Consider the following 12496-nt stretch of genomic DNA (forward strand, 5'->3'; position numbering starts at 1 on the left):
TACACTGAAAGGACAAAGGCATCTTGTGATCCCTTACCGGAGTGCCTGCTTTAGAAAACGGATTCCATGGAGCTTTCTTCGGAACATAAGGCGTTGTTCAGCCTGCTGCGTGCGGGGCTGTGGGAGAGGGAGCCGGACGACCTGTCACCCTTCCCGCTTACGGACGCGCAGTGGTGGAACGTGTACCGGATGGCGGTGCGCCAGACCGTGACGGGCATTGTCTGCCGCGGCCTGCACCACCTGCCGGAAGCGCTGCTGCCCGGCGACGCCCTGATGATACGTTGGGTGGCGGAGACCGACCGCATCGAGCGGAAGAACAGGAGGATGGACGCGGTGGTATGCCTGCTGGCGCAACGGATGGGCCGTAACGGCCTGCATCCCGTACTGCTGAAAGGCCAGGGCGTGGCCGCCTTCTATGAACATCCGCTGACGCGCGAATGCGGGGACATCGACCTCTGTTTCCTTTCGGAAGAGGAGGAACGGGAAGCCGCGGAGCTGATGCGCCGGGTCGGGTGCCGGACGGAGAAACAGCCGGACGGAAGCAACTGTTACAGCTGGCAGGGAGTGGAGGTGGAACACCATACCCGGCTGTTCGACCTTCATAACCCGTTGCTGAAAGTCTACCTTTCCGCACTGGTCAGGGAACACGGGTTCACGGAGTTCCGTCCGGGCGGAAGGGACGGGCTGCCGGAGGGCAACCAGTCCGGGGAGTTCCCAGCGACAATCTCCGTGCCGTCGCCCCTGCCGAACCTGCTGTTGCTGAACGCCCACCTCCTGAAACACCTGCTGGGGCACGGTGTCGGCCTTCGGCAGTTCTGCGACATGGCGCGGGCCTACCACACCCTGTGCGGAAGCTACTCCCCCGAGGGTCTGGAAGCCGTTTACAGGCGGACCGGCTTGCTCAGGTGGAGCGCGCAGCTCCATACATTCCTGACGGAATACCTCGGGCTGCATCGCGCCGAACTTCCTTATGCGGATACGGATGCATGTTCCTCTCCCGAACTGCTGCGCATCGTGCTGGAGGGAGGGAACTTCGGACAGTACGGCGGCACCAAGGGCAAGGCTTCCCAGGCAAGGTGGGAAAGGAAACTGCGTACCTTCCTCTCCTTCTGGAAACACCGCGGCTTCTCCAGCGCCTACGCCCGCAAGGAGGCGTTCTGGATTTCGGTAAGACTGATAATAGGAAACCTCAGATGAGAAACGAATATTTTTTCAGGGTGGCGGGGCTGACATTCTCCGTCATCCTTCCCGGTGGGCTGGACGCAGAGACGCTGCTGCCCTCCTTCCGTCCGTTCCGGTGCGGGGAATGCCCGGAAGGGGAACGGATTTTCCGGCTGCTTGCCGACACCCGTCCCTTTGCGGATGACGGGAAACGCGCGGAGCTGCTGGACGAGTCGTCCAACGACATGGGGCATGTATGCCTTCTGCGCATTCCCGGCGGTTACCGGACGGAGATAAGTTACGGCCCTATGGATGGTGGCGCACATCTCATGACTGTGGACACTGCTTTTGACGATGCCACGGCCTTCCTCCGGGTGGAGGACCCGTCCATGGGGGAGGTACTGTCGTCCATGCTCCGCATCCTCTACGCCCAGGCGGCACTCGGGCGGGACGCCGTTTCCGTCCATGCCTCCTGCGTCAGCCTGAAAGGCAGGGGCTACCTTTTCCTCGGCAAGAGCGGCACGGGCAAGAGCACGCACTCCCGGCAATGGCTGGAGGCCTTTCCGGACTGCCGCCTGCTGAATGACGACAATCCCGTGCTGCGGATAGAGGACGGCATGGTATCGGTCTACGGCACGCCGTGGAGCGGGAAGACACCCTGCTACAGGAACGAGCGCCGTCCCGTGGCCGGAATCGTCCGCCTGCAACAGTCCGGCACGAACCGGTTCACCCCGCTTGAGGGGCCGGAAGCTTTCGCCGCATTGCTGCCCTCCTGCTCCGCCATCCGTCAGGACATCCGCCTGCATGACGAACTTTGCCGTATCCTGATACGGGTAACCGAACAGGTGCCCGTCGGACGGTTGGAATGCCTGCCCGACCGGGAGGCCGCATGGCTCTGTTTCGAGAGCCTGTACGTGCGGGATGCGAAAGCCCGGGAAGTACGGGACGGCCTGCCGGAGAACGGCGGACTATGAACGATGATTGATAAACCCTAAATAAAGCAAAGAAAGCAATGAAAAGAAAAGACTGTTTTTGGATTGTGGCGGTGGCAGTGCTCCTGCTCTCCTCCTGCAGTTCGTCGAAGAAATTCGTCTACCTGCAGGACATGGAGATGGGGCTCGGCTATCCGTATGACACCAGGTATGAGGCGGTGGTGCATGCCAACGACCGCCTGGACATCACCGTGAGCAGCAAGAACCCCGAGCTGTCCATCCCGTTCAACGCGGGCGGCGGGGCCTTCTCGGTGGGTGCCAACGGCGCGGTGACGGAGTCCGCTGCCGTGAAGAAAGGCTACCGTGTGGACGTGGAAGGGAACATTAGTTTCCCCATCCTGGGCAAGCTGCATGTGGAGGGGCTGAAGGTGAGCGAGGTGACCGCCCTGATACGCAACCGCATCATCGACGGGAAGTATATCAAGGACCCGCTGGTGTCGCTGGAGTTCCTCAATTTCAAGTATTCCGTCCTGGGCGCGGTGGGCAACACCGGCACCTTCTCGGTGGAGGGCGACCGCATCACCCTGCTGGAGGCCATCGCCAAGGCGGGCGATGTCACCCAAAGGGGCCGGGTGAACCGTGTGGCGGTCATCCGTGAGGAGGACGGGCAGCGGGTGATGTACCAGCACGACCTGCGCAGCAAGGAGCTGTTCGAGTCGCCCTGCTTCTACCTGCAACAGAACGACATCGTCTATGTCGAACCGAAATACCGCAAGCAGGACCGCGAGGACAAGGGCTGGAAGTACACCACCGGAATCCTCTCGTTCATCACGGCCGTCTGCTCCGTCATCTGGGCCATCAAGTAAACACATCTCTGAATTATGCAAAACAACAGTTTATCCAACAAGAACGAACAGGGCGTCAACTTAGTGGACCTGTCCGTCTATCTGCTGTCGAAGTGGAAGTGGTTCGTGCTGTCCGTGCTGCTTTTCGGGGGGATGGCGTGGTACCACTACGCCAAATCCCCGCTGGTGTTCTTCCGCTCCGTCACGGTCATCATCAAGGACCCGTCCAACAAGACCTCCACGGCGGGGCTCGACCGCTACGACAACTATATCAACAAGGTGAACGTGGCCAACGAGATTCTCCAGTTCCGTTCCAAACGGCTGATGCGCGAGGTGGTGCAGCGCCTGCACGCCGACGTGGACTACCGTGTGGAGAGCGGGCTGCGTATGAACGAGCTCTATACGCTGTCTCCGGTGAACGTCTCCTTCATCAACGTGCTGCCCGAACGGCACATCTCGTTCGTGGTGACGCCCAAGGACGATGCGACGGTGACGCTTTCCGGGTTCGGGGGGCTGCCTGCCGCCAAGGATAGCTATGACGTGCGGCTGAACGACACGCTGGCCGTCGGCGGCGAGCGGATATTGGTGACGGGTACCGACCACTGGGGCAAGTCGTGGACGGGTCGCGAGATCCACGTCGTCAAGAACCCGCTGAACGCCGTGGCGGGACGCCTCCAGGGCAGCATGGGAATCCGGCAGGAGGAGGACGAGTCGTCCATCCTCGTGCTCTCGCTGAAGGACGGCTCGCCCCTGCGTGCCGAGGACGTGCTGAACACGCTGGTGAACGTGTATAACGCGGAAGCCGTCAACGACAAGAACCAGGTGGCGGTGAACACCTCCGAGTTCATCAACGAGCGCCTGCTCATCATCGAGCGGGAGCTTGGCGGCGTGGAGACCGAGCTGGAATCGTTCAAGCAGCACAACCAGGTGATGGACATCGGCTCGCTGGCCGGCCGCTACATGGGCGAGGCACAGGCCTACAGCGCCGACGCGCTGGAGCAGGAGACCCAGCTGAAACTGGCGCGGTTCATCAAGGAGTACCTCACCGACCCCACGAAAAGCCGTGACCTCATCCCCTCGGGGACGGGCATCAGCGACGCCGCCGTGGAGGGGCAGATAAACCAGTACAACGCCCTGAAGCTGAAGCGCGACAAGCTGATAGCCGACAGCAGCGAGAGCAACCCCGTGGTGGAGGAGCTTAACAACAGCATACACGCCCTGAGGCAGAGTATCATCCGTGCGGTGGACAACATGATTGTGGGGATCAACATGAAGCGCAACGACGCGCGCAGCCGCCAGGAGCAGGCACAGGCGCGGTTTACCACCGTGCCCACCAAGGAACGGCAGATGCTCTCCATCGAGCGGCAGCAGAAAATCAAGGAGGCGCTCTACATGTTCCTTCTCAACCGGCGGGAGGAGAACGCCCTCTCGCAGGCGATGGCCGACAACAACGCGCGCACCATCGACAGCGTGGACGGACCCGCGGGACCCATCTCACCCGTGCGCAACCGCATCCTGCTGCTCGGGGTGCTCGTCGGCCTGGCCGTCCCCGGCGTGGTGTTCCTCATGATCCTCTTCATGGACACCCGGGTACACAGCCGCAAGGACCTGAAGGGCGCGGTGAGCATTCCTTTCCTCGGCGAAGTGCCGCAGGACAAGGAGGCGGCGAAAGCGGGTGTTGCCGTCGGCGAGGAAGACGGCATGCTGGCCGAGAGTTTCCGCATCCTGCGCACCAACATGACATTCATGGTGAAAAAAGACAAACCGATGCAAGTCGTCACCTTCACTTCGTTTAATGAAGGTGCGGGAAAGACGTTCATTTCCCGCAACCTTGCCATGAGCCTCGTGCTCACCCGGAAACGTGTGGTGCTGGTGGACCTCGATATCCGCAAGGGCACCCTGAGCCGCCACTTCCATAAACACCCGGTGGGCGTGACCAACTATCTGGCCGACGACTCCATCCGCCTGGACGACATCATCCACACCGACGGGAAATTCGACAACCTTGACATCATCTCATCTGGTACGGTGGCACCCAACCCTGCGGAGCTGCTCATGGACGAACGGCTTGACGCGATGGTGGAGGAACTGCGCCAACGCTACGACTACATCATCGTGGACAATGTCCCCGTGGGCATCGTGGCGGACGCCACTATCACCAACCGCATCAGCGACCTCACCATCTTCGTGGTGCGCGCCGGCCGCCTGGACCGCCGCCTGCTGCCCGACATGGAGGAGCTTTACCGCGATAACAAGCTCCGCAACATGGCAATTATCCTCAACGGGGTGGGCCCGCACCGCCGTGGCTACGGTTACGGATATGGATACGGGTATGGCTATGGTTACGGATACGGGAAACACGGGAGAAGGAAATGACCGATATACTTCAAGCATTTACGTTTAATCTTTTTAAATATAATTACATTATGACACAAGAAATCAGGTATCAGATTAACGGGTGGCCGGAAAAGACAATCCATGCCGGCACAGCCCCGTCAAGAGGTCCCGGGACAAGTCCGGAGGCGATGACGGAACCTCCCTTACAGATACGGGGGCGTATGCTGCCCTATACGGAAGCCGTATAAGGCAGCTTATCACTAAATAAGGATACATTAACTTTTTAAAACATTAAAGTATATGGACGAAAATGAAAACAAAGGCTTAAAAACTTACGAGTCTCCTTCCACGAAGAAAACTCAGGTGGAATTGGAAGGAAACCTGTGCGGCTCTACTAGTCACACGGCTCAGTCGCCCGGTACAACAACTACGGCTCAGGAAGTCAACCAATCTTTTGGAACAGCGAATGACTTTACTAATGATTCTTGGGATAATAACTAATGAATAAGAACATAATCTGAATGAATATGAATAAGAGATTTTTGATTCCGGCTCTTGCTTGGTCTTTGCTGGCTTTAAGCTTTGCCGGTTGTACAGATGACAATATGTCGGGTAGCGATCCCCTGCCGGAAGGTACGGAATTCGATTTCGGCACCACGGTTGAGTCTAACCGGACGCGCACCTATTACGATCCCGCGGATGTGGCGGATCCGGACGCTACCTCCTGGAAGATTTTCTGGAACTATGAGTCTTCTTTGGACCACATCTACATCTATTCCCCCCAGGCGTTGGCAAGCGCCAATCAGGCTTCGTACACCGTCCAGGCCACGAAGGACATGGTAGGGCCGGCTCCGGTTGCCAAGGACGGCGATGTTGGCGTGCAGACAAGTGGCGTTTCGAATTACGATTTCTATGCCATGTATCCGGCAAAGGCTGTAAAGTCGGGTAGCGGCAAGGACACATCGCTTTCTGCCACAATGCCCGACAGACAGACGGCTTCCACCACGGAAGTGATGACGGACGAAGCGGTTGGTGAGTTCCAGACTACCGCTGACATGGACTGCGCGCTGATGATCGCGAAGAAAACGGGTTATAATCCCGCTACCGAGAAGACCGTGAATCTGGAGTTCGAACCCTTCGCATCGATGGTTGACATTACCGTGAACGGCACCATCAAGAACAATACGCAGAGTGATGTGCGCGTCACCTCTGTCATCATCGAGGCAGACGCTCCTATTGCCGGTAGCTTTACGTACGATTACAAATCAAAGGAATTTACCTTCGGCGACGACGCCTCGAACAGCATTACGATCGATACTAAATTCGCCGATGAAGCTGGTGACAGGGTGGGTGTCATGATGGACGATGGCAGCCAGCTCAAGGTGAGCGCCTTCATGATTCCGAATCCGAATGTCACGTTGTGTAAGGTAACGGTCGTGACTGCAGATGCACGGACTCTGACCAAGAATTTGAATATGACCAACTTCGAGCCGAGGCAGATTCACTTCGTGAAACTTCCGAAGATTAACGTTAAAGATTTGAAGTTCGATTACACGATTTGGCTGTCGCAGCTCGATCCGAACATCTACCTTTCCGAGATTTCGTTGCCGGGTTCCGTGCTGTCGTTCAACTATCTGATGTCGGACACATACAAGAAGACTCAAACAATGGAATTGAAAGACCAGTTCAATGCCGGTGTGCGTGTGTTCCAGTGCCATGTCAATACCATCGCTCAGACCTCCTCGATAGATGGCGGCTCCACGTCGGTGGGTATCGCTGATTCTGATGGTAATAGCGTATTGAAATCTGACAACAGTGGTTACTGGACCCTCGGCGACGTACTGATAGCACTGCAAAAGGAGATGTCCGGAACCCACAAGGATGAGTTCTGCGTGCTCGCCATCTCCGACTGGATTAGCGGCATAACTACGGCACAGTTGTCCACTTTGTACAGCCGCCTGAAAGTCGTGCTTGACAAAGTCGAAGACATGGGACTGATTGCAACCGGTATCAATCCCAACACCACCATCGGTGACGTCAAGGGGAAAGTGATTGTCAAGGTGCAGCTTAACGACGGATACACCGACGCATGGAACCAACTGTCCGGAGCCAATGTATGGATGAATACCTTTAATGAGGTTGCTGAAGAAAATGTGTATTATTCGCCCATGCCTTATGGCGCTCAACCTAATAAGAATGCCGGTGGCACATCGGCTTCGGCTCTGACCGAGAACATGAATATCATCTACTCTGATTGTGCCAATCCGATAAAAAAATCTAAGGGTTTATCTGGTCTTGAGTGGCGAAGCGGCATTCAAGACAACGCAACAGCCGTTCTTGCCGCATACAGCGATAATTACGAATCAACCAAACATAATAACTTCTCGATGACCTATTTGGGAGGTTGCGGCGCTATACGTGAACATTTCGTCACTGACGATGAATATTACTATCCTTCACAAGTTGCTTCTACCCTTAACAACCTTTGGCTTCACAACAACAACAAACCGGCAGCGAAGCCATGGGGTTGGGTAATGTTCAACTGCGTAGGCACTGAGGCGACTACCACTCAAGGCATCCAGGCCGTGATTGAGCACAATGCGGATCCGGAGTTCAAGCTCGCCCGCCGTTCCGCTGCCAAGGCAAAGCCTTCGGGTGACACGAAGGGTATTGCCAACGGTGGTACTGTATTCTGATTCCTTTTTACCTGCAAGGCTGCACGGCCCGTGCAGCCTTGCAAACTAATTCTATAGAAAAGAAAATAGATGAAAAAGATATCAATTGCAAACGCAATAACCGTGCTGGCCGCATCGGCATTCCTGATAGCTTGTAATGCCTACGACCAAGATTTATCACCGGGAGGCAACACCGTAATCGAGGCTGTTTGCCCAGCTCCTGCACTTGAAGAGCCAGCGACACGTACGGCTGTCGATCCCACAGCGTATACATCCGGAGAGATTGGCATCAACTGGCTGCCAGCCGACCGGATCGGCGTGTACAGCGCCACGACTGCCAATGCCTGCTTCACCAACCAGAGTGATCAGGAGACCGACAAGACCTCCTTCGCAGGTAATCTCCAGAACGGTGAGACTCCCCTGTATGCCTACTATCCCTATACGGAGACGGCGGGCACCGCTCCCACGGCTTTCAAGGGCACGCTGCCGCTGACCCAGCACTATTCCACCGCCACCCGCGAACTGGAAGGCGACTGGAAGGTGGGCACCCCCCAAGGCAGCTCCGCCTCAAGATTCACTTTCGAGCACATCTTCGCCTTCTTGAAGTTCGACATCAACGCCGGTGGCACCGACGTGGCGGGTGAAAGGCTGCTGAGCGTGTCGCTCACCGTCCCCGACAAGCAGCTCGGCGGCGGCTTCACTTGTGACCTTTCCACCCGTGCCGTCACCTTCACGCCGGCCACCGATGCCTCCACCGTGACCATGGAATGGACGGATACGCCGGAACTGTCCGCCTCCACCTTCCACGGCTACATGAACGTGGCTCCCGTCACGGGCATTGCGGGGACGGAAATCAGCATTCAGATCAAGACCAACCTGCACATCATCACCTTCACCGAGACGATGAAAGCCGATGCGTTCAAGTCCAATACCTATTACACGGTACCTCTCACCCTGTCGCGCTTCAAAGACAAGTGGACGATGGAGGAGAATCCCGATGCCAAGGAGGAGAACGCCGCTTGGGTGACCGGCCTGCAGAGCCGTCTGGCATGCGCCAACACCGTTTTTGCCATTGCGGGGCAACCCTTCATGCACAAAATCCGCGTGCCGCAAAGCACCTCGCAGCAATATCATGCGGTTGTGCCCGTAAAGAATGGCGTCAAGCGTGTCTACAACCTGCCGGAGGGACTGACCTGGAACGCCGGCCGCTGCCTTGTGGAAGGTAAGGCTCCCGCCGCCGGCGACTATGTCTATTCGGTGGAATTCACCGTAGGGGGCGCTACCTATAAAGAAGGCATCAAGCTCCACGTGGCCGTCCGGGCCGCCGATCTCCAGTCACCCACCCCCATGATGGGTTGGCAGACCTGGAATGTCTTTAAAGACAAGATTGGCTACGACATCCTCGCGAGCCAGCTTGTAGGAATGAAGGAAAAAGGCCTCATTGACGCCGGTTACAGATACTTCGGCGTAGATGACTGCTGGCAGGTGAAAAGTGAGAACGACAACGGCCACCAGATTCCCGATGCAAGCAAGTTTCCCACGGCGAATGGCGTAAACGGCATGGCGCGCATGGCGAACCTGATTCACGACTACGGTCTGAAAGCCGGTATCTACACCGATTGCGGAACCAAGACCTGCGAGAAGTACTTCGCATCGTACGGCTACGAGGAACTCCATGCACAGGACTATAAGGGCTGGGGCTATGACTTCGTGAAAGAAGATTGGTATTATGACCTTGATATGGCTCCTGTCGGTGCGACTCCATCGACTTTCGTTGATGGATATGCCGGTCTGGGTAGCTATTGGAACACGTCCGAAATGGCGCAGGAACTCTACACCAAGATGGGCAAGGCGCTTAACGACCGCGGCCTGATGCTGTACGTGTGCGAATGGGGTATCCACGACCCATGGAAGTGGGGTGCCGAGACCGGTGCTACCTGCTGGCGCATGACCTATGACCACCGTGACGGCTGGTGGGGTAAAATCGACAGTGGTCTGTTTGGTAAAAAGAATGACGGCGATGAGAATGCTAACGGCGTGGGTGTGCACAACACCATCGTACTGATGCGCCACCTTTGGCCGTATGTCGGAATCAACCGTTACAATGATGCCGACATGATTTGCGTCGGTATCCGCGGTAGCGGCCAGTCGTCGAGCGACTGCGTTTACAATCAGGCGGGTGGACTCACTTCAACCGAAGCCGAGACCTCGTTTGCCATGTGGTGCATGTGGAGTTCTCCTATCCTTCTGGGCTTCGACATGACCAAGGATATGAGTTCGGCCGACTTGGCACACGACCTCGCGCTTGTCAAGAACGAGGAGCTTATCGCCATCAACCAAGATGCCTTAGGGCAGGGCGCCGAGTATATCAAGAGTGCTGACGGCATTGATTACTATCAGAAAGACCTCGCTGACGGCGATGTGGCGATTGCCGCTGTCAACCTCAGCGATAATTCTGCAACTTACACCATTTCTATGGCCGACTACGATGCTCTTGACCTAAGTGAATCTTATTCGGCAAGAGATCTTATCGGACAGAAAGACGCAGGAACCCTTTCTGCTTCGTCATCGTTGACCGGCTCGCTTGCGGCACACGGCACCTTTGTCGTAAGGCTGAAAAAGCAGTAAGCCTGGCTCTTGCTTCTAAGCAAGAAATTTTCTTATTCTTGGCATCAATACTTTTCGGAGGCTATCAGTGCCAAGAGTAATATAAAGAAACAAATCATTAACAGTTGATTGAATATGACTAAGAAAATCTTTTTGACCGCCTTGTGCGCAGTGGCTCTTTGTCCGGCCTTCGCACAGACTTCCGATACGAAAGAAAAGGTGGAGTACAGTACGGACAAGTATAAGGTGGAAACCAACCGTTTTTGGGACAACTGGTTCATCAGCGTGGGTGCCGGTGGGCAGGTGTATTTTGGTGACCATGACAAGCAAATAGACTTCGGCGACCGCATTGCCCCGGCACTGGATATTGCTATCGGCAAGTGGTTCACTCCGGGAATCGGTATCCGCTTCATGTACAGCGGACTGAAAAGCAAGGGCGCCACACGTGATGACTGGGAATGCGACATCACCCACGGGACAGGCGAACATGTGCCCGGATGGGCCGGCGTTCCGGGCGACGACCTCCAATATTCCAAATACAAGATGAGCAACCTCCACGCCGATGTGCTCTTCAATGTGCTGAACCTTTTCGGTGGTTACAACGAAAACCGTAAGTGGGACCTCAGTCCTTATGCCGGCCTCGGCTGGGCACGTGTCTATGACTCTCCATCTTCCAAGGAGGTAAGCGCCAACCTCGGTATCCTGACCTCCTGGCACTTCTGCGACGTACTGGCCCTGAACCTCGACGTGCGTGGCATGTTCGTCAACGACCGTTTCGACGGTGAGGGCGGCGGCCGTTTCGGTGAGGGGAACCTTTCCGCCACCATCGGCCTGACGTATAAGTTCAAGCAACGCAGCTGGGACCGCAGCAAGACCGTTTACCGTTACAATTATGGTGATCTGGAAAGCATGCGCCGGAAACTGAACGACATGAGCGCGGAGAACGACCGCTTGAAGAAAGCCCTTGCCGATGGCGACAAACAGAAGGCACAGACCATCGTGAAGAAGATTGCCTCCGCCAACCTCGTCACCTTCAAGATCAACAGGACGAAGCTGAGCAACGAGGCGCGCGCCAACTTGGGTCTGCTGGCCGAAATCATCAAGTCGGGCGATCCGGAAACCGTATATACCATCACCGGTTATGCCGATGCGGGAACGGGTAGCAGCAAGGGCAACGAACGCCTGAGCAAGGAACGCGCTGAGAACGTTTACGACTGCCTGGTGAAAGAGTTCGGCGTCAGCGAGAAACAGCTCCGCATCGACTACAAGGGCGGTGTGGACAACATGTTCTACAACGACCCGCGTTTGAGCCGTGCGGTTATCACACGTGGGGAATAAAACATTTGTTCATATAGGAACTTGTCCGATTCTGGTCAGCCGTCAGACTGGGCGAAAGCCTTGACGCGGATTTCGATACACAAGACCGGATTTCAGACAGACCACATATTTCCGTTTCCCGGTCGGAAAACAAATATAACCGGGAAAGTAAAAAGATGTTAAGACCTATGTCCTTTGTGAAAAGCGCGGGGATTGTAAGGAAGGCGGAAGACTCTGTCTTCCTTACATTTCTATTTGTCAGAAAAAAATTATTAACCTGTCAATTGTCATTCCGGAAGGATTTCTTGACATGGTATTATGAATTATGATCTGAATACAAACCATCTGTTATACAATTATGATGAATATATGCACTTTTTTATGTTTCATGGCGTGCGCCTTTGTACTCGCTGCCTGCTCCGACTCCGACGAGGATGTTATCGTGCAGGGCGGTTTGACCGGAAACTGGTACAGCACCGAGAACGGAACGATTTATACCGTTGAATTTCACAAGGAAGGGACAGGGGAGTTGGTGACTTACACCTACTCGTCAATACCAGATGTGACCGGATATCATACGGGATGGACGGTGGAAGGCATGTCGTTCTAATACACGCTCGTA

General features: G+C 55.9%; 11 protein-coding genes. 10 read left to right on the forward strand and 1 reads right to left on the reverse strand.

Annotation, left to right across the window (positions count from 1 at the left end; all coding sequences use genetic code 11):
* Positions 1 to 66 precede the first annotated feature (66 nt).
* The 6 genes from BT_RS00260 to BT_RS00285 are packed head-to-tail and all read left to right on the forward strand — an operon-like array spanning position 67 to position 5776.
* A complete protein-coding gene (locus BT_RS00260) occupies positions 67 to 1197 on the forward strand; it encodes a nucleotidyltransferase family protein (protein ID WP_011107079.1) in 1131 nt (376 codons plus the stop codon).
* Positions 1194 to 2135 carry a hypothetical protein gene (locus BT_RS00265; protein ID WP_009039948.1) on the forward strand — a complete coding sequence of 314 codons (942 nt, stop codon included), beginning with the start codon at positions 1194 to 1196 and terminating at the stop codon, positions 2133 to 2135. Before BT_RS00260 ends, BT_RS00265 begins: the two co-directional genes overlap by 4 nt.
* A 38-nt stretch (positions 2136 to 2173) precedes the next feature.
* The gene (locus BT_RS00270; protein ID WP_009039947.1) at positions 2174 to 2959 is read left to right on the forward strand and encodes a polysaccharide biosynthesis/export family protein; all 786 of its coding nucleotides are present in this window, start codon (positions 2174 to 2176) and stop codon (positions 2957 to 2959) included.
* A 15-nt stretch (positions 2960 to 2974) separates the two neighbouring features.
* Positions 2975 to 5314, forward strand: coding sequence for a GumC family protein (locus BT_RS00275; RefSeq protein ID WP_009039946.1), 2340 nt, complete (start codon positions 2975 to 2977; stop codon positions 5312 to 5314).
* Positions 5315 to 5364: 50 nt separating this feature from the next.
* Positions 5365 to 5523 carry a hypothetical protein gene (locus BT_RS00280; protein ID WP_225011880.1) on the forward strand — a complete coding sequence of 53 codons (159 nt, stop codon included), beginning with the start codon at positions 5365 to 5367 and terminating at the stop codon, positions 5521 to 5523.
* Between the two features lie 52 nt (positions 5524 to 5575).
* Complete coding sequence (locus tag BT_RS00285) at positions 5576 to 5776, forward strand: hypothetical protein (RefSeq protein ID WP_009039944.1); 201 nt, start codon at positions 5576 to 5578, stop codon at positions 5774 to 5776.
* 409 nt (positions 5777 to 6185) lie between these two features.
* On the opposite strand, the gene BT_RS24470 is transcribed toward BT_RS00285, so the two are convergent.
* The gene (locus BT_RS24470; protein WP_225011879.1) at positions 6186 to 6332 is read right to left on the reverse strand and encodes a hypothetical protein; all 147 of its coding nucleotides are present in this window, start codon (positions 6330 to 6332) and stop codon (positions 6186 to 6188) included.
* A gap of 139 nt (positions 6333 to 6471) precedes the next feature.
* On the opposite strand from BT_RS24470, the gene BT_RS00290 reads away from it, so the two are divergent.
* The 4 genes from BT_RS00290 to BT_RS00305 all read left to right on the forward strand — a co-directional run bounded on the left by BT_RS00290 (position 6472) and on the right by BT_RS00305 (position 12484).
* Positions 6472 to 7971, forward strand: a complete 1500-nt coding sequence (locus tag BT_RS00290; protein ID WP_237708488.1) for a hypothetical protein — start codon at positions 6472 to 6474, stop codon at positions 7969 to 7971.
* A 69-nt stretch (positions 7972 to 8040) separates the two neighbouring features.
* Entirely contained in the window at positions 8041 to 10578 is a 2538-nt protein-coding gene (locus tag BT_RS00295) for a fimbrillin family protein (protein ID WP_009039942.1), read from the forward strand.
* Between the two features lie 114 nt (positions 10579 to 10692).
* Complete coding sequence (locus BT_RS00300; RefSeq protein ID WP_011107080.1) at positions 10693 to 11895, forward strand: OmpA family protein; 1203 nt, start codon at positions 10693 to 10695, stop codon at positions 11893 to 11895.
* Positions 11896 to 12232: 337 nt separating this feature from the next.
* Complete coding sequence (locus BT_RS00305; protein WP_009039940.1) at positions 12233 to 12484, forward strand: hypothetical protein; 252 nt, start codon at positions 12233 to 12235, stop codon at positions 12482 to 12484.
* The last annotated feature ends 12 nt before the right edge of the window (positions 12485 to 12496 follow it).

It is taken from the genome of Bacteroides thetaiotaomicron VPI-5482 (genome assembly GCF_000011065.1).
Classification (GTDB): Bacteria; Bacteroidota; Bacteroidia; order Bacteroidales; family Bacteroidaceae; genus Bacteroides; species Bacteroides thetaiotaomicron.

Bases quoted from the DNA above. Each gene is read 5' to 3' on its own strand.
- BT_RS00260 (WP_011107079.1), top strand. From the start codon at position 67: ATGGAGCTTTCTTCGGAACATAAGGCGTTGTTCAGCCTGCTGCGTGCG.
- BT_RS00265 (WP_009039948.1), top strand. From the start codon at position 1,194: ATGAGAAACGAATATTTTTTCAGGGTGGCGGGGCTGACATTCTCCGTC.
- BT_RS00270 (WP_009039947.1), top strand. From the start codon at position 2,174: ATGAAAAGAAAAGACTGTTTTTGGATTGTGGCGGTGGCAGTGCTCCTG.
- BT_RS00275 (WP_009039946.1), top strand. From the start codon at position 2,975: ATGCAAAACAACAGTTTATCCAACAAGAACGAACAGGGCGTCAACTTA.
- BT_RS00280 (WP_225011880.1), top strand. From the start codon at position 5,365: ATGACACAAGAAATCAGGTATCAGATTAACGGGTGGCCGGAAAAGACA.
- BT_RS00285 (WP_009039944.1), top strand. From the start codon at position 5,576: ATGGACGAAAATGAAAACAAAGGCTTAAAAACTTACGAGTCTCCTTCC.
- BT_RS24470 (WP_225011879.1), bottom strand. From the start codon at position 6,332: ATGTCAGCGGTAGTCTGGAACTCACCAACCGCTTCGTCCGTCATCACT.
- BT_RS00295 (WP_009039942.1), top strand. From the start codon at position 8,041: ATGAAAAAGATATCAATTGCAAACGCAATAACCGTGCTGGCCGCATCG.
- BT_RS00300 (WP_011107080.1), top strand. From the start codon at position 10,693: ATGACTAAGAAAATCTTTTTGACCGCCTTGTGCGCAGTGGCTCTTTGT.
- BT_RS00305 (WP_009039940.1), top strand. From the start codon at position 12,233: ATGATGAATATATGCACTTTTTTATGTTTCATGGCGTGCGCCTTTGTA.